Source organism: Curtobacterium sp. VKM Ac-2861, assembly GCF_013204965.1.
In the GTDB taxonomy this organism is placed as follows: Bacteria; Actinomycetota; Actinomycetes; order Actinomycetales; family Microbacteriaceae; genus Curtobacterium.
In genome coordinates, this window is sequence record NZ_JABMLA010000003.1 from 433128 (window position 1) to 449698 (window position 16571).

Here is a 16571-nt window from a genome sequence, read left to right on the forward strand (position 1 = left end):
GCTCTTCCGTTCGTTCGCTTGGTGAGCAGAAATGGTCGGGTCGCCGTCAGGCACCCGACCATTTCTGCTCACCAAGTGGAGCGGAGCCTCAGGTGAGCAGGCCGAGGCGCGTCGCCGCAGCCACGGCGCCGACTCGCGAACCGACGTCGAGCTTGCGGAACACGTTGTAGACGTGCCGCTTGACCGTGCCGATCGCGAGCTGCAGGTCCGCCGCGATCTCGGCGTTGGTGCGCGCAGCCGCGAGGAGCCGCAGGACCTCGAGCTCGCGGTCGCTGAGCGGTGATCCCGCGCGGGCCTCGGTGACCAGGTCGACCGGGAACGTCACCGGCGCGGCATCGGCGTGCACGGCCCGGGCGATGCGGTCGACAAGCTCGCGGCTCGGGGTGTCCTTCGTCACGAAGTCGACCGCACCGGCGTCGAGCAGTGTCCGACGCAGGACGGCATCGCGGTGCATCGTGAGCACCACCACGCGGACGTCCGGACGGGTGCGGCGCACCGTGGCGATCGTGGTGCGTGCCGGCGGACCGTCGAGCTCGACGTCGAGGAGCAGGACGTCGATGGCGGCGGCTTCGGGGGAGTCGAGAACGTCGGACGGACGCTCGCCGTGTGCGACCACGCGGATCGTGGGCACGGCGGCGAGGATCGTCGCCAGTCCTTCGCGGAACAGCTGGTGGTCGTCGACGATGGCGACGTGCGTGACGGTCACAGCGTGCCCCTCGGGATCGTCAGGCGGACGGTGGTGCCGGTGCCTGGGGTGCTCTCGACGTCGAGTCGCGCGCCGATGACCGCGGCCCGCTCGCGCATGGTCTGCTGCCCGAGGCGTCCGTCGGCGTCGGCATCGGGGTCGAAGCCCGGACCGTCGTCGGAGACCGTCACGACGAGGCATGCCGAGGTCCACGCGAAGTGCACCCCGGCGCTGGAGTGCGGTGCGTGCTTCCGCCGGTTCGTGAGCGCCTCGAGGAGGATCGTCAGCGCTTCCTCCGCCTGCCAGTTCGGCAGGTGCTCGGGCGTACCCGTGGTGCTGAACGACAAGCGGTCGTCATCGGAGAACAGGTCCCTGGCGTGCCGGGCGAGCGCATCGTCGAGCAGGGCGTCGCCGACGCGGGCGTGCAGGCTCACCGCGAGGTCCTGCACGTCGCCGAGTGCTCCGCGCAGCAGCCGTGCGGCGTCGTCGAGCTGGTCGGCCCGTTCGCCGGCCGGGGGATCGGTCAGCAGCACGAGGTCGAGCCGCTGGAGCCCGGCGAGGATGCCGTGCGCCACGCGGTCGTGCAGGTCACGGGCGATCTGCGTGCGGGAGTCCAGGTGCGCCGTCGTGACGCGCTGGCGCAGCGCTTCCGTGTAGGCGACGGCCCCGGCGGGGAACCGGCTCCAGATGCCCGCGTGCAGGGCCCTGGTGGCACGCAGGACCTCGGCGGTGGACTCCGCGCCGACCTCGTCCACGAAGAGCGGCAGGTAGGCGTCGAAGAGCATCTCCGCGGCGAGCATCGCGCCGGCGGGGTGCTGGGACTGCTCGGCGTGCAGAGACCCGGTTGCCAGGTGGTCCGGATCGAGGTACGCGCCGCTCACCACACTGTCCTCGGCACCGGCGGCGTAGCGCGCGTGTGCCTCGGCGATCATCGACGTCACGTTGTCGACGAGGTTCTGCGTCAGGACCGGTTCGTCGGCGAGCTCGGGGAATCGTGCTTGGATCTGCTCGGCTATCGCTGCGAGGTGAGCGCTCGGATACTGCATGACGCGCTCAGGCTACCGCAGCGTCTGACTCGTCAGTGAGCAGCGTCCTGCTCGCTCATCAGGGCACCAGCAGCACCCTGGCGATTGCGAGGATGACCGGCACAGCGGAGACCACGACGAGACCACTGTAGCGCGCCCAACGCGGCATCCGCCGGCCGAAAGCTGTCGTGTACACGAGCACCGTCGCAGCCGCGATGGCGGGGCTGCTCGCGGACACGACCGAACCCGCCGGGTGCGGGTCCGTCGCCGTTCCGAGCACCGCGAGGAGCGTCAGGAAGCCGAACAGCGCGGCGATCGGGATGACCGCGCAGAGCGACCCGACCGTGGCCCATCGTCGCTGATCGGCCATCGTCCGCCTGGTCATCGCCAGTCCGTAAAACAGTGACAGGACCGCGCAGAGGACCACCGGCAGGAACAGGTGCGGCTGCAGTCCTGTCCGGGCCGAAGAATGCGCGATGAACTGCGCAGCGCTGTGCGCGCTCACCGCACTCAGCACGAGTGCGGTGAGGAACGCGAGGACGGCGGCCCGTGGTCCGGTCGTCACGACATCGGGTCGAAGAAGCCATACAACGTGATCATCAGCCCGGGCAGGACCGCGAGCGCGACGACGGTCAGCCAGCGGTGTCGCGGATCACGGACAGCGAACCCGACCGTGTAGGTCGTCATGGCGATGGCGTAGACGAGCGGGGTGCCGAGCAGGCTGATGAACGACCGGAACGACCTCCAGCTGACCCACGGTGGTGCTGCGGGAACGAATGACAGGACTACGAGCAGGAACAACGAGGCCCCGAGGATCAGCCATCCCACGATGAGCCCGAAGTGGACGGCGCTCGCGGACCGGGAGAGCGCCCTCCCGGTCGCACCGACGAGCCCGCAGATCACGACCGTGGCGGCTGCGAACCCGAGGTACCCGCCGAGGTCGAGAGTGCGGTCGGCCGATTCCGTCCGTGTCGTGAGTGCGGCGATCAGCAGGTACACGATGGCGAGGGTCACGACGGGAAGGAGGACTGCTGCAGCCGTCCGCGCGAGCACCTTCGAAATGCAGACCCATCGTCGGTCGTCAGCTCGGGACCGGTCGGCGCGTGACATCGCTGTCGAGGCTATCCGTGTCGTCGCGGCCGGGGGGAGCGGCGGCCACGTCGTGTGTCGGGAGGTGTAGTGCCGAGCGCCCGACCGTAAAGAAGCAGAAGGCCCCGGTTCCGGAGAACCAGGGCCTTCTTCGTACTGTCTCAACACAGTGTCGGGGTGACAGGATTTGAACCTGCGACCTCCTCGTCCCGAACGAGGCGCGCTACCAAGCTGCGCCACACCCCGCGGTGTGATCACTCCGTACCGGAGCAACCCGACAATACTATCCGATGATCGGGGGTGCTCACGACCATCCGGCGAACTCCCGGGCGAGTCGTCAGGAGGTGCGGGCAGTGAGGGTGACGACGACCGCTTCGGGGCGGCACGAGAACCGCACCGGCGCGTAGATCGAGGTGCCGAGACCGGCCGAGACCTCGAGCCAGGACCATTGGTTCCGGTGCTCCCACTTGTGCAGCCCGCTGACGTACCGGCGGGGCAGGTCGCTGTTCGTGACGAGCGCACCGACCCCGGGCACCTGGACCTGGCCGCCGTGGGTGTGCCCGGCGAAGATGATGTCCGCACCCTGGGTGACGAAGGCGTCGAGCACCCGGCGGTAGGGCGCGTGCGTGACACCGATCGCGACGGGAGCCGGGCCGTCCTCGTCCTCGGACCAGGGCACCTCGCCGCGCATCTCGTCGACGTTCGTGGGGAGCAGGTCGAGCCGGTCCCAGTCGCGGTGCGCGTCCGAGGTGCCGAACAGCTCGAACCGGGAGCCGCGGAGCTCGATGGCGCGGGCGTGGTCGTTCAGGTCGAGCCACCCGAGGGACTCGAAGAACGCCGTCTGCCGGTCGATGTCGAGCTCGACGGGCTTCGCCTCGCTGTGCATGCGGCTCGGGCCGGAGAAGTACTTCAGCGGGTTGCGCGGCGACGGTCCGAAGAAGTCGTTCGACCCGTACGCGAACGCGCCGGGAACACCCCGGAACGGCTCCAGTGCGTACTCCACGGCTGCGTTCGCCGTGGGGTGCCCGAGGTTGTCGCCGGTGTTGACGACGAAGTCCGGCTCGACCAGGGACAGGTCGCGCAGCCACTGCTGCTTGTCGGCCTGCCACGGGGCCATGTGGATGTCGGACAGGTGCAGAACGGTGACGTCACGGGACCCCGGCGGGAGGACCGGGACGGTCTCCCACCGGATGCCGAAGCGTCGACGCTCGACGAGCGAGCCCCAGGCGAACGAGGCAGCACCGACGGCCGCGCCGGCTGCGAGGACCCCGAGCGCGGCGCGACCGCGGGTCACTTGCAGTCCTTGGGCGCCTTGCCGTTCTTGTCGCCGTAGAGCTGGATCGTCACACCGGCGTTCTTGTCCGCTGCCGAACTGATCGCCGGGTCGACGGCCGCGACCTTGCAGGTCTTGTTGCCGCCGCCCTTGGCGAAGTCGTCCGACACGCTGACGTTGCCGAAGCCGGCGTCGTTCAGTGCCGAGCGGGCATCACCGAGCGAGTCTCCGCCGATCTCGGGCACGTTGGCCTGCGACCCGTCCGAGGTGTAGACCGTCACGCTCGAGCCGGAGGACAGGAGTGCACCGGCGGACGGCGAGGTCGACGACACCGAACCGGGGTTGCCGGTGCCGGGGCGGGTGCCACCGTCGACGTAGTTGAAGCCGGCGCCGGAGATCGCTGCGCGGGCTTCGTCAGCGGTCTTCCCCTGCAGGTTCGGCAGCGCCTTGGCGTTGCCACGGATCGCCGTCGGCTGCGGGTCCGTGAAGGCACCGGCGGGGTAGGTGGCGTTGACCGCGGTCATCGCCTGACGCCAGACGTCGGCACGCGAGCCGGCGTACGTCCCGCCCACGCCGTTGCTGTAGTGCCGGAGGTTGTTCTTCTTGCCGTCGGTGTTGCCCTGCCAGTAGGCGGTGGCGACGCGTGAGCTCGCCCCCACGAGCCAGATCTGGTCAGCCTCGTCGGTCGTGCCCGTCTTAGCGAACATCTGGGTGCCGTCCGGCGTCTGAGCACCGCGCGCGGTACCGCTGGTGATCGTGCCCTTCATGGCGTAGATCGCTGCCTGTGCGAAGGCGGGGTCGACAGCCTGCTGGCAGTCCTTCGTCTGGCCGCCGAGCTGCTTGCCAGACGGCGAGGTGATCTGGTCGATCGCGATCGGCTTGCAGTAGATGCCGTTGTTCGCGACCGCGGCGTAGGCGGCGGCCATCGTCATCGGGGCGATCTCGTTGGTGCCGAGGATCGCGGACGGGTTCTGGTACTGCAGCTCGCCGCCGTCAGCACGGTGCACGCCGAGCGACTGCGCGATGTCGCGGATGTCGCAGAGGTCGAGCTTCTGGGCCATCGATGCGAACGCGCCGTTGATCGAGCCAGCGGTGGCCCCGAGCACGCTCCAGTTACCGCCCTCGCCCGGAGCGTCGTTCGAGACGTCGAACTTCGTGTAGTCGGTCTGACCGCAGATGGTCCACGGCGTGACCACACGTTCAGCACCGCTGACGGTCTCATTGAGCCCGTGGCCCGTCTTGATCCAATCCAGCAGCGTGAAGAGCTTGTAGGTCGAGCCGGTCTGGAAGCCCCCGGAGTTGCCGTACTTGTAGTCGACGCTGTAGTTCAGAGACGTGGACGTGGGTGCCGACTTCAGCGACTCGTCGAAGTCCTTGTTCTGCGCCATCGTCACGATGCGGCCGGAGCCGGCCTCGATCGAGTTGAGCGTCGCGCCCAGGGCCAGGTTCGTCTCGGCCTTGTTGTCGTAGGTGTTGAGGAGCTGCTTCTGCTCGGCGTTCAGGTCGATGTTCAGCGTCGTCTGGATCTTGTAGCCGCCGTTCCGCCACGCGGTGTCGCGTGCCTTCTGCGACGAGCCGAGCTGCGACATCTCGAGCACGACCTTCTTGGCGTAGTCGCAGAAGAACTGCGAGCCGTCGCCGACCGAGGCCCGGCAGCCCTGCGACGGCTGCGTCAGGTGCACGTAGTCCGCCGGCTTCGACAGGCGGGCCGTGCGGTACTCGGCTTCGGTCAGGTTCTTCTGGTCGTACATCGAGCGCAGGATGACGTTGCGTCGAGCGACGTTGGCGTCGTACTTCTTCGGCGTCGACAGGTTGCGCGCCTCGGGGTACTGCACGATGGCCATCAGCGAGGCAGCCTCGGCCGGGGTCAGGTTCGTCGCGCTCTTGTTGTAGTAGTGCTGCGCGGCGGCCTGCACGCCGTAGGTCTGGTCACCGAAGTAGGCGATGTTCAGGTAGGCGGTGAGGATCTCCTTCTTGGAGTACTTCTTCGCCAGCCCGATCGCGAGCTTCATCTCCTCGAGCTTGCGGGGGATGGTCTGCTCGACGGCCTCGTTGTAGGCCTTCTGCTGCTCCTTCTTCGTGGGGAGGTTCAGCGCTTCGTTCATCTTGATGTTGCGGACGAGCTGCATGGTCAACGTCGACCCACCACCCGAGTCGCCGAGTCCACCGGCGATGCTGCCCACGCCGGCGCGGATGAGCGAGGTCATGTCGACGCCGCCGTGGCTGTAGAAGCGCTTGTCCTCGCCGTCGATGGCGGCGTTCTTCAGCTGGTCGCTGATCTGGTCGAACTTCAGTTCCTGCCGGTTCTGGTCGTACAGCGTCGCGAAGTGCACCGACTTGCCGCCCGAGTACGCGTACAGCTCGTTGCGCTGCGGCAGGTCACCGATCTCGATGTACTCCGGCAGCGACTCGAACACACCGATCGTCGACGTCGTCGTGACACCGGCGACCGCGATGGCCGGGGTGACCCCGATCGTGACGAGCAGGCCGGCGAGGGCACTGAACCCGACGAATCCGATGAAGGCGCCGACTGCTGAGACGGGCTTGGTCCGCGAGGCAGACGTCTTCTGGGCAGACATAGGATGCAGCCTAAACGACACCCACGACTGAAAGGCTGGCAAGGAACCGCATGACTCGCTGGGAGTACTTCACCACGCCCCTGATGATCCACAACACCACCGCCATCCTCAACAACTACGGGGACGAGGGCTGGGAGCTGGTCCAGATCGTCACCGGCCCCGAGGGTGGGCTCGTCGCGTACCTCAAGCGTCCGAAGGCCGACGCATGAGCGTCGCGGACCGCCTGACCGAGTTGGGGCTGACGCTCCCGCCGGTCGCAGCACCCGTCGCCGCCTACGTCCCTGCGGTCGTCACCGGCCAGTACGTCTACACGGCCGGCCAGCTGCCGTTCGTCGACGGCGCACTGCCCGTCACCGGCAAGGTCGGGGCGTCGGTCGACGCCGAGACCGCCACCGCGCAGGCCCGCGTGGCCGCGCTCAACGCCCTGGCCGCCGTCGAGTCGGTCGCCGGCTCGCTCGACCGCGTCGCCCGGGTCGTCAAGGTCACCGTGTTCGTCGCGTCGGAGCCGTCCTTCACAGGCCAGCCCGGGGTCGCGAACGGCGCCTCCACCCTGGTCGGCGAGGTCTTCGGTGACGCCGGCGTCCACGCGCGCAGCGCGGTGGGCGTGGCGGTGCTGCCGCTGGACGCTCCTGTGGAGGTCGAGCTGGTGGTGGAACTGACGTCCTGACGGACCGTCAGCAGTGAAGCGAACGCAGGTGGGGCCTCCCGTCCGACACGGACTGGAGGCCCCACCTGCGTGACACGGACTACATGAGTTCCGCGATGGTCGCCATGATCGTCGGGTCGGCCAGCGTCGTCGTGTCGCCGATGCGGCGGCCCTCGGCCGCGTCGCGGAGCAGGCGCCGCATGATCTTGCCGGAGCGCGTCTTGGGCAGTTCGGGGACGATGACCACCTGGCGGGGCTTCGCGATCGCACCGATGCGCTTGCCCACCCAGTTGCGGAGTTCGGTCGATGCTGATTCGCGGTCGACGTCGGCGGCGGCCTCGGCGGTCAGGATGACGTACGCGACGACCGCCTGTCCGGTGGTCTCGTCGGCGGCTCCGACGACGGCCGCCTCGGCGACGCCCTCGTGCCCGACCAGGGCTGACTCGATCTCGGCCGTCGACAAGCGGTGGCCCGACACGTTCATGACGTCGTCGACGCGGCCCTGGATCCAGATGTCGCCCTGACCGTCGAGCCGCGCCCCGTCGCCGGCGAAGTACCGGCCGGGGAACCGCGACCAGTAGGTCTCGACGAAGCGGTCCGGGTCGCCCCAGATGCCGCGCGCCATCGACGGCCACGGTTCGGTGATGGTGAGGTAGCCGCTCTCGCCGGGGTCGGCGCGGTTGCCGTCGTCGTCGACGATCTCGGCGACGATGCCGGGCAGCGGCGTCTGCGCGGCGCCGGGCTTGAGCTTCGTCACACCGGGCAGCGCGGAGATCATGATCGCGCCGGTCTCGGTCTGCCACCACGTGTCGACGATGGGCGTGCGGTCGTGGCCGATGACCTGGCGGTACCAGTTCCACGCCTCGGGGTTGATCGGTTCGCCGACGCTGCCGAGCAGGCGCAGGGTCTCGAGACTGCGGGCCTCGGGGATCTCGCGGCCGGCCTTCATCGCCGCACGGACCGCCGTCGGCGCGGTGTACAGGACGGTGACGCCGTACGAGTCGACGATGTCCCACCAGCGGCCGGGCTTCGGCTCGTCGGGCGTGCCCTCGTAGAGCACCTGCGTCACGCCGTTCGCCAGGGGGCCGTAGACGACGTACGAGTGCCCGGTGATCCAGCCGATGTCGGCGGTGCACCAGTAGACGTCCTTCTCCGGGTGCATGTCGAACACGTTCTTGTGCGTGTACGCGGCCTGGGTCAGGTACCCGCCGGAGGTGTGCACGATGCCCTTCGGCTTCCCGGTCGTGCCCGAGGTGTACAGGATGAACAGCGGGGTCTCGGCGGGGAAGGCCTCTGGCGTGTGCGCCGGGGCGGCCTTCGCGACCTCGTCGTGCCACCACAGGTCGCGGTCGTTCCAGGCGATCTCGTTGCCGCCGCGCTTGACGACCAGGACGTGCTCGACGCTGTCGGTGCCCTCGCCCTCGAGTGCCTCGTCGACCGCGGGCTTGAGCGCTGACACCGCGCCACGGCGCCAGCCGCCGTCTGCCGTGACGACGAGCTTCGCGCCGGCGTCCTCGATGCGAGCACGGAGGCTCTCGGCGCTGAACCCGCCGAAGACCACGGAGTGCACGGCGCCGATGCGGGCGACGGCGAGCATCGTCACGACGGCCTCGGGGATGAGCGGTAGGTAGACGACGACGCGGTCGCCCTGCCCGACGCCGAGGTCGGTGAGCATGTTCGCGGCGCGCTGCACGTCGGCGGTGAGTTCGGCGTAGGTGATCCGGCGGGTGTCGCCGGGTGCGCCCTCGAAGTGGATGGCCACCCGATCGCCGTTGCCCGCGCGGACGTGCCGGTCGAGGCAGTTCTCGGCCACGTTGAGCGTGCCGTCGGCGAACCACTTCGCGAACGGGGCGCCGGACCAGTCGAGGGTCTGCGTGAACGGGGTCCGCCAGTCGAGCAGGCTGCGGGACTGCTCGGCCCAGAAGGCCTCGCGGTCGGCGGCGGCGGCCTCGTGCAGGTCTTCGTGCGCGACGGCGTCGGCGACGAACTCGGGTGTCGGCGGGAAGGTGGCGCCGTCGTCCTCGCGGTGGTCGGTCTGGGTCGGAGTGGACATCGATGTCCTTTCGCGTCGTTGCGTCCTCAGGGTGCGCCACGGAGACTACCCCTCGGCCCGTGCGCTGCGCGGTTGCGTGACGAGCGGCGGGCCCGGGTGCTGTGCGGTTCCGTGACGAGCGGCGGCCCGGGTGCGGGGGAGCGGGGCCGCGGCGGCGGGCGCGGGTCTGGGGCAGCGGGGCCGCGACGGCGCACACCGGTGTGTCCTGGTCGCGGCGGCACGCCCGGCGGTCGTGTCGGGGGTTGCCCCGAGGGGCGGATCGTGGGGTACAGTAGTTCCTGCTGGACTCGTTTCCGGCGGCATCGAATCGGATTCCCCCCAATCCTTCGATGTCCAGGCGGCACCAGTTCCCCCCAACCGGTGCCGCCTCTTCTTTTGTCCGGGGTCCGGCTCGAGCGATCAGCGCTCGCCGGCCGCCCAAGATTGACGGCGATCCGCACGGGGACGCCGGTCGAGTGGACAGACCGGTACATGCTCACGCATGGAACGTTCGACGGGCCCGTAGCAATTGCTACTCCGTCCCGGTGCCCGTGATCGAGGGGACCTGCTCGTGTGGTCTGTCGCCGCGCTGCGTCGGGCGCTCCTCGCCGAGTGGGGTACGGCTTTCCGTTTCGGGGGACAAATCGGTCCGTTGGTGCCATCGGCGCTTACCTCTCCACAGGCTGGTTGTGGCACCGGATGCCGAAAATGGCTCTCCTCTTACGCTCTGGCGTCATGCACCGTCACCGTGCCACGCCGTTCCTGCCCGGGTCCGGGCCTGTTCCGCCCGGGGCCGGACCGTTCCTGCCCGGGGCTGGGTCCGTTCTGCCCGGGGCCGGGCCTGTTCCGCCCGGGGCCGGGCCTGTTTCGCACGGGGCTGCCGCCGCCGCCCTTCGGCGCCGAACGCACGGTGTCGTCGAGTTCGAGGAACTCGCCGGCCTCGTGACGGACGCCGGGGTCACCGACGTCCTGGTCGTCGGCGGCGTCGGCACCTGGACCGACCGTGGCGGCGGACTCGAAGCCGCCGCGCCGCGTCTGAGCGAGGCGCGCACCCGGGAGCTCGCCACGCGGCTGGTGGCGCTCGGCGGACGCCACGTCGACGAGACCACTCCGTGCGCCGACGTCCGGCACGGCGACGGGATCCGGGTGCACGTCGTGCTCGCCCCGGTCTCGGTCGGTGGCACGGCGATCTCGATCCGGCTCCCACACCCCGCCCGGCCGACCCTCGCCGCGCTCGACCGCGCCGGCACCTTCGAGCACGTGCCGCGCTCCGTCGTCGAGGACGCCGTGCACCAGCGCCGCAACGTCCTGGTCACCGGTGCGACCGGCAGCGGCAAGACCACCCTGCTCGCCGCGATGCTCGGCGCCGTCCCGGCCGACGAGCGGATCGTCACGGTCGAGGACGTCGCCGAGCTGCGCATCGCCCACCCGCACGTGGTCGCACTCGAGGCGCGGCAGGCGAACGCCGAGGGCGTCGGCGCGCTCGGCCTCGACCGGCTTGTGCGTGAGGCCCTGCGGATGCGCCCGGACCGGATCGTCGTGGGGGAGTGCCGGGGCGCCGAGGTCCGCGAGCTCATGTCCGCGCTGAACACGGGCCACGACGGGGGTGCCGGCACCGTGCACGCGAACGGTGTCGCGGACGTCGCCGCTCGGCTCGAGGCGCTCGGCGCCCTCGCCGGACTCGGCGTCGAGGCGCTCGCCCGACAAGCGGTCAGCGCGTTCGATCTGGTACTCCACGTCGAGCGTCGGGCAGTCGGACGACGGCTCGCTGCGGTGGGCGCGTTCCACGTCGGCGCGGACGGGAGGCTCGGGGTGCGCCCGGTGGACGGGGCACCGTGAGCAGGGGGTCGCTCCTGGGACGTCGGGTCCGGCGTCCCGCGCCGTTCGACCCGGCGCGCGTGGCCGGCACCCTGGACCGCGTCGCGACGCTCGTCGCCGCCGGGGTCCCGCCGCCGCGGGCCTGGGAACTCGTCGGCAGGCTCCCCGCAGGGACCGCTCCCGCGTCCGCGGACATCGCCGTCGTCCTGCGGGTCGCGGACCGGACCGGCGCCCCCGTCGCGGAGACGCTCGGCACACTCGCCGGCGCGCTCCGCCGATCGGCCGCGTCGGACCGGGCGATCCGGGTCGCCCTCGCCGGCCCGCGTACCAGTGCCCGCGTCGTCCTGGCGCTGCCGCTGTTCGGCCTCGGACTCGGGGCCGCGTGGGGGTCCGGAGCCGTGCAGGTCCTCACGGGCTCGCCGCTCGGCTGGGTCTGCTCGGCGCTCGCCGCCGTGCTCGTCCTGTCCGGGCGCGCCTGGACCGCGCGGCTCGTCCGGTCGGCGACGCCGGACGGACGCGTGCCCGGGGTCGTCCTCGACGCCTGGGCGGTGGCCGTCTCGGGCGGTGGTTCGTGGATCGCCGCCGGCGAGGCGGTCCGTCGTGCCGCCGACGGGATCGTCCCGCCGGCTGCCGACGTGGCTCGCCTGCGCGAGGTCCTCGACCTGGCCGTGCGAGCGGGCGTGCCCGCGGCGGGACTGCTGCGCCGCGCCGCGGAGGACGTCCGTGACGACGCTGCTGCCGCCGGCCTCGCCGCGGCCGAGCGCCTGGCCGTCCGACTGGTGCTGCCGCTCGGTGTCTGCGTCCTGCCCGCGTTCGTGCTCGTCGGAGTGGTCCCCGTCGTGGTCGGCGTCCTCTCCTCCACCGTCGTCGATGCGCGATGACCTCTCCACAGATGCCGCTCGAGGCGCTGATCGTGCGGTGGCCACGCGCCACGCTGGGATCACCGCAACAGAAGGGACGAACCCATGAGCACCACCCCGAACCGAATCCGTCGCACCAGCCGCGTCGTCGACCGGCTCCGCGCCGTCGCGCAGGACGATCAGGGGTCCGCGACCGCCGAGTACGCGGTCGTCATCCTCGCCGCCGTGGCGTTCGCTGGCGTGCTCGTCGCCGTCATGCGCTCGGGCGAGGTGCAGACCATCCTCACCGAGCTCGTCCGCGGTGCCCTGTCGCTGTGATCAGGCGCGGCGCCCCGACCGGGACTCCGACCGGGACTCCGACCGGGGCTCGGTCACGGTCGAGTTCGCGGTCGTGCTGCCCGCCGTCGCACTCGTCCTCACCCTGCTCGTCGCGGCCGTGCTGGTCGTCGACGGACAAGGACGCCTGCAGTCCGCCGCCGCGGCGGCTGCGCGGGGCGTCGGGCGCGGGGACGACGCCGTCGGACTCGCCGCCGCCGAGCGGATCGCGCCGGGATCCTCCGTCACCGTCCGGCGCACCGACGACCTCGTGTGCGTCGACGCCACGCGCGGCGGCGCCGGTCCGTTCTCGGCGCTGCCGCTCCGGGCGACGGCGTGTGCTGCGGCCGGGGGACGCTGACCCCGAGCGCGGTTCGGTGACCGTGCTCGTCGCCGCCGTCCTCGGCGTCGGGGTGCTCGTCGCGTCGTCAGCGCTCGCCGCCGCCGGACACCGCACGCAGGCAGTCCGGGCCGGGGATGCCGCCGACGCCGCCGCGACCTCGGCCGCTGCGGCCTCCGTCGGACTCCTGACCGGCTCGCCGTGCGACGTTGCCGAGCGGGTCGCACGGGCGAACGGCTCGGCCCTCGTGGCCTGCGACCTCGCCGCCGCGACGGCCCGGGTGCGGGTGGTCGTCGGCTCCGGACCGTTCGCCGTCGGCGCATCCGCGGTCGCCGGTCCGGCGGACGACCACCCCGACCACGGTGTGTATGGTGTGCCTGTCGGCCACCGGTCACCGATGTCCCGGGCGACCCGGACACGTTCGTGTCCAGGGCCGACCAGCACCACGGATCAAGGAGACACGTGCCAGGCACGAAGAAGCTCGTGATCGTCGAGAGCCCTGCGAAGGCGAAGACGATCGCGCAATACCTCGGTGACGGATACGAAGTCCAGGCCTCGGTCGGACACATCCGCGACCTCGTCGAGCCCAAGAACCTGCCGGCCGAGCTCAAGAAGGGCTCCCTCGGCAAGTTCTCGGTGGACGTCGACAACGGCTTCGAGCCGTACTACGTCGTGTCCGACGCCAAGAAGAAGACGGTCGCCGAGCTCAAGCGTGCGCTCAAGGATGCCGACGAGCTCTACCTCGCAACAGATGAAGACCGTGAGGGTGAAGCGATCGCCTGGCACCTGCTCCAGGTCCTCAAGCCGAAGGTCCCCGTCAAGCGGATGGTCTTCCACGAGATCACGAAGGAGGCGATCCAGCGGGCGCAGGAGGCCACCCGTGAGCTCGACACCGCCCTCGTCGACGCGCAGGAGACCCGCCGCATCCTCGACCGTCTCTACGGGTACGAGGTCTCGCCGGTCCTGTGGCGCAAGGTCGCTCCCGGCCTCTCCGCCGGTCGTGTGCAGTCCGCCGCGACCCGGCTCGTGGTCGACCGCGAACGCGAGCGGCTCGCCTTCGTCTCGGCCAACTACTGGGACCTCTCCGCTCGGTTCGAGAAGAAGGGGGAGTCCTCCTTCTCGGCGCGACTCGCCCGGATCCAGGGCACCCGCGTCGCCTCGGGGCGCGACTTCGACGACCGCGGTGCGCTCAGTGGTGACGTCGTGCGTCTCGACGAGGCCGCAGCCGCCTCGCTGACCACCGTGCTCGAGCGCGCCGGGGACGCCACCGTCCGCAGCGTCGACTCGAAGCCGTACACCCGCCGTCCGGCGGCGCCGTTCACCACGTCGACGCTGCAGCAGGAGGCAGCGCGCAAGCTGCGCCTGTCGCCGCGGCAGACGGCGCGTGCGGCGCAGACGCTGTACGAGAACGGGTACATCACCTACATCCGTACCGACTCGGTCTCGCTCTCGAAGCAGGCGATCGACGCGGCCCGCAAGCAGGCGGCCGACCTGTACGGCGCCGCGACCGTGCCGGACAAGCCCCGTCTGTACGCGAGCAAGAGCAAGAACGCGCAAGAGGCGCACGAGGCGATCCGTCCCTCGGGCGACTCCTTCCGCACTCCGCAGGAGCTCCAGGGCACGCTCACCGGTGTCGAGTGGCGGCTCTACGACCTCATCTGGAAGCGCACCGTCGCCTCCCAGATGGCGGACGCCAAGGGGTCGACCGCATCGATCGTGCTCGGTATCTCGTCGACCGAGTCGGTCGAGGGCATCACGTCGACCGCGAACGGCACGGACGCCGAGTTCACCGCGTCCGGCACCGTCATCACCTTCCGCGGGTTCCTCAGCGCCTACGAAGAAGGCCGCGACGAGGACCGCCACGAGTCGAGTGAACGTGCCGGTCAGGACGTCGCACTGCCCGACGTCAAGCAGGGCGAGCACCTCGAGGTGCACGACGTGCTGGCGAAGGGGCACGACACCACGCCCCCGCCGCGCTTCACCGAGGCCAGCCTCATCAAGACGCTGGAAGAGCTCGGGATCGGGCGTCCGTCGACCTACCCGACGATCAGCCCGACGATCATCGACCGCGGCTACGTGTCCCTGCGCGGCACCCAGCTCGTGCCGAACTGGATCGCGTTCAGCGTGGTCCGGTTGCTCGAGGAGTACTTCGGCGAACTGGTGGAGTACGACTTCACCGCCGAGATGGAAGAGGACCTCGACCGGATCGCCCGCGGCGACGCGGACCGGGTCGACTGGCTCAAGGGCTTCTACTTCGGTGGCGGCGACGACGACCAGCGCGGCCTGCGGACCGTCATCGACAACCTCGGCGAGATCGACGCGCGTGAGATCAACTCGGTCGAGCTCGCACCGGGCCTCACCCTGCGGATCGGTCGCTACGGCCCGTACATCGAGGTGCCGAGCGACGACCCGGAGAAGCCGCGTCGCGTCAACGTCCCCGAGGACCTGGCGCCCGACGAGCTGACCGTCGAGAAGGCCAAGGAACTCGTCGATGCTCCCGTCATCGGCGACCGCGTCGTGGGCATCAACCCGGACACGGGCAAGGAGGTCCTGGCGAAGGACGGCCGCTTCGGCCCCTACGTGACGGAGCGCACCCCCGAGCCCACCGTCGACCCGAAGACCGGCGAGGTCGTCGACGCCACGGCCGCCGCCCCGGAGCCCGCAGCGGCCGAGGCCCCCGCCGAGACGACGACCGGCAAGAAGGCCCCGGCGAAGAAGGCCCCGGCGAAGAAGACGACGAAGAAGGCCGCGGCGCCCAAGGAACGGACCGCCTCGCTCTTCAAGTCGATGGACCCGGCGACCGTCGACCTCGAGACCGCGCTGAAGCTCCTCGACCTGCCCCGCGTCGTCGGACAGGACCCGGAGACCGGCAACGACATCACCGCGCAGAACGGTCGCTACGGCCCGTACCTGAAGAAGGGGACGGACACCCGGACGCTCCCGGGCGAGGACGCGATCTTCGACATCGACCTCCCCGGTGCGCTCGAGATCTTCTCGCAGCCGAAGTACGGCGGCAACCGTGCCGCGAGCTCCGCGCTGAAGGAGTTCGAGGCGGACCCCGTGTCCGGCAAGCCGATCAAGATGAAGGACGGCCGCTTCGGCCCCTACGTCACCGACGGCGAGACGAACGCGACGATCCCCAAGGGCGAGGACGTCGAGGCCGTCGACCACGCCCGTGCGGTCCAGCTCATCGCGGACAAGCGCGCCAAGGGTCCGGTCAAGAAGAAGACGCCGGCCCGACGGGCGCCGGCGAAGAAGAAGTGACCGGACGGTTCATCACGCTCGAGGGCGGCGACGGCGCGGGCAAGACGACCCAGGCCGAGCTGCTCTCGGCGTGGCTCGTCGAGCACGGCCGCACCGTCCTGCGCACCCGCGAGCCCGGCGGCACCGACCTGGGCCTCCGGATCCGCGAGATCGTGCTGCACGAGCGTGGGCACGTGTCGCCCCGGGCCGAGGCGCTGTTGTACGCGGCCGACCGCGCGCACCACGTCGAGACGGTCGTGCGTCCCGCGATCGCCCGCGACGAGGTCGTGCTGCAGGACCGGTACATCGACTCGTCGGTTGCCTACCAGGGCGTCGCGCGCGGCCTCGGCGCCGAACACATCCGCTCGGTGTCGGAGTGGGCGGCGGACGGCCTGGCGCCGGACCTGACGATCCTGCTCGACCTCGACGTGACGGTCGGACGCGCCCGGGTCGCCGCGGCCCGTGGCGACACGTTCGACCGCCTGGAGTCCGAGGCCGAGGCGTTCCACGAGTCCGTGCGACAGGCCTTCCTGGACATGGCGGCAGCCGAGCCCGACCGCTTCCTGGTGGTCGACGCCGGCGGATCCACCGAGGACGTGCAGCGTGCCATCCGTGCCGCGGTGGCCCCGCTCGTCGCGATCGACCCGGCATGACCGTGGTCGCCCG

At 70.7% G+C, this 16571-nt stretch carries 16 protein-coding genes and 1 tRNA gene; 9 read left to right on the top strand and 8 right to left on the bottom strand.

Going from position 1 to position 16571, the window contains the following annotated elements:
- Positions 1–88: 88 nt before the first annotated feature.
- From HQQ88_RS20145 to HQQ88_RS10120, 7 genes are all read right to left on the bottom strand, one after another.
- Positions 89–706, bottom strand: coding sequence for a response regulator transcription factor (locus HQQ88_RS20145; protein ID WP_173169349.1), 618 nt, complete (start codon positions 704–706; stop codon positions 89–91).
- The gene (locus HQQ88_RS10095) at positions 703–1731 is read right to left on the bottom strand and encodes an ATP-binding protein (RefSeq protein ID WP_173169350.1); all 1029 of its coding nucleotides are present in this window, start codon (positions 1729–1731) and stop codon (positions 703–705) included. Before HQQ88_RS10095 ends, HQQ88_RS20145 begins: the two co-directional genes overlap by 4 nt.
- A gap of 58 nt (positions 1732–1789) precedes the next feature.
- Positions 1790–2275 carry a hypothetical protein gene (locus HQQ88_RS10100; protein ID WP_173169351.1) on the bottom strand — a complete coding sequence of 162 codons (486 nt, stop codon included), beginning with the start codon at positions 2273–2275 and terminating at the stop codon, positions 1790–1792.
- A complete protein-coding gene (locus tag HQQ88_RS10105; RefSeq protein WP_173169352.1) occupies positions 2272–2724 on the bottom strand; it encodes a hypothetical protein in 453 nt (150 codons plus the stop codon). Before HQQ88_RS10105 ends, HQQ88_RS10100 begins: the two co-directional genes overlap by 4 nt.
- A 247-nt stretch (positions 2725–2971) precedes the next feature.
- Positions 2972–3045, bottom strand: a tRNA-Pro gene (locus tag HQQ88_RS10110).
- A gap of 91 nt (positions 3046–3136) precedes the next feature.
- Complete coding sequence (locus HQQ88_RS10115; RefSeq protein WP_173169353.1) at positions 3137–4093, bottom strand: metallophosphoesterase; 957 nt, start codon at positions 4091–4093, stop codon at positions 3137–3139.
- Entirely contained in the window at positions 4090–6651 is a 2562-nt protein-coding gene (locus tag HQQ88_RS10120) for a transglycosylase domain-containing protein (protein ID WP_173169354.1), read from the bottom strand. The genes HQQ88_RS10115 and HQQ88_RS10120 overlap by 4 nt, the downstream gene beginning before the upstream one ends.
- 50 nt (positions 6652–6701) lie before the next feature.
- Here HQQ88_RS10120 and HQQ88_RS10125 point away from each other — a divergent pair, with 50 nt between their 5' ends.
- Together HQQ88_RS10125 and HQQ88_RS10130 are read left to right on the top strand one after the other, a co-directional pair.
- A complete protein-coding gene (locus HQQ88_RS10125) occupies positions 6702–6860 on the top strand; it encodes a DUF4177 domain-containing protein (RefSeq protein WP_017888699.1) in 159 nt (52 codons plus the stop codon).
- A complete protein-coding gene (locus HQQ88_RS10130; protein ID WP_123292150.1) occupies positions 6857–7318 on the top strand; it encodes a RidA family protein in 462 nt (153 codons plus the stop codon). The genes HQQ88_RS10125 and HQQ88_RS10130 overlap by 4 nt, the downstream gene beginning before the upstream one ends.
- Positions 7319–7397: 79 nt before the next feature.
- Here the strand turns inward: HQQ88_RS10130 and acs are convergent, their stop codons facing one another.
- Positions 7398–9350, bottom strand: a complete 1953-nt coding sequence (gene acs, locus HQQ88_RS10135) for an acetate--CoA ligase (protein WP_173169355.1) — start codon at positions 9348–9350, stop codon at positions 7398–7400.
- Positions 9351–10271: 921 nt separating this feature from the next.
- Between acs and HQQ88_RS10140 the strand changes: the two genes are divergently transcribed.
- The 7 genes from HQQ88_RS10140 (at position 10272) to tmk (ending at position 16558) form a co-directional block, all read left to right on the top strand.
- Positions 10272–11168: an ATPase, T2SS/T4P/T4SS family gene (locus HQQ88_RS10140; protein WP_173169356.1), complete on the top strand. Its 897-nt coding sequence runs from the start codon at positions 10272–10274 to the stop codon at positions 11166–11168.
- Between the two features lie 59 nt (positions 11169–11227).
- The gene (locus HQQ88_RS10145; protein WP_173169357.1) at positions 11228–12028 is read left to right on the top strand and encodes a type II secretion system F family protein; all 801 of its coding nucleotides are present in this window, start codon (positions 11228–11230) and stop codon (positions 12026–12028) included.
- Positions 12029–12112: 84 nt separating this feature from the next.
- Complete coding sequence (locus HQQ88_RS10150) at positions 12113–12325, top strand: DUF4244 domain-containing protein (protein WP_123292154.1); 213 nt, start codon at positions 12113–12115, stop codon at positions 12323–12325.
- Positions 12309–12683: a TadE family type IV pilus minor pilin gene (locus HQQ88_RS19910; protein WP_173169358.1), complete on the top strand. Its 375-nt coding sequence runs from the start codon at positions 12309–12311 to the stop codon at positions 12681–12683. The genes HQQ88_RS10150 and HQQ88_RS19910 overlap by 17 nt, the downstream gene beginning before the upstream one ends.
- 16 nt (positions 12684–12699) lie before the next feature.
- Complete coding sequence (locus HQQ88_RS19205) at positions 12700–13149, top strand: hypothetical protein (RefSeq protein WP_207895485.1); 450 nt, start codon at positions 12700–12702, stop codon at positions 13147–13149.
- Entirely contained in the window at positions 13125–15926 is a 2802-nt protein-coding gene (gene topA, locus HQQ88_RS10165) for a type I DNA topoisomerase (RefSeq protein ID WP_173169359.1), read from the top strand. The genes HQQ88_RS19205 and topA overlap by 25 nt, the downstream gene beginning before the upstream one ends.
- Entirely contained in the window at positions 15923–16558 is a 636-nt protein-coding gene (gene tmk, locus HQQ88_RS10170; protein WP_173169360.1) for a dTMP kinase, read from the top strand. Before topA ends, tmk begins: the two co-directional genes overlap by 4 nt.
- The last annotated feature ends 13 nt before the right edge of the window (positions 16559–16571 follow it).

Coding starts and splice junctions, on each gene's coding strand:
- acs (WP_173169355.1), bottom strand. CDS start 9,350: ATGTCCACTCCGACCCAGACCGACCACCGCGAGGACGACGGCGCCACC.
- HQQ88_RS10095 (WP_173169350.1), bottom strand. CDS start 1,731: ATGCAGTATCCGAGCGCTCACCTCGCAGCGATAGCCGAGCAGATCCAA.
- HQQ88_RS10125 (WP_017888699.1), top strand. CDS start 6,702: ATGACTCGCTGGGAGTACTTCACCACGCCCCTGATGATCCACAACACC.
- HQQ88_RS10130 (WP_123292150.1), top strand. CDS start 6,857: ATGAGCGTCGCGGACCGCCTGACCGAGTTGGGGCTGACGCTCCCGCCG.
- HQQ88_RS10150 (WP_123292154.1), top strand. CDS start 12,113: ATGAGCACCACCCCGAACCGAATCCGTCGCACCAGCCGCGTCGTCGAC.
- HQQ88_RS10120 (WP_173169354.1), bottom strand. CDS start 6,651: ATGTCTGCCCAGAAGACGTCTGCCTCGCGGACCAAGCCCGTCTCAGCA.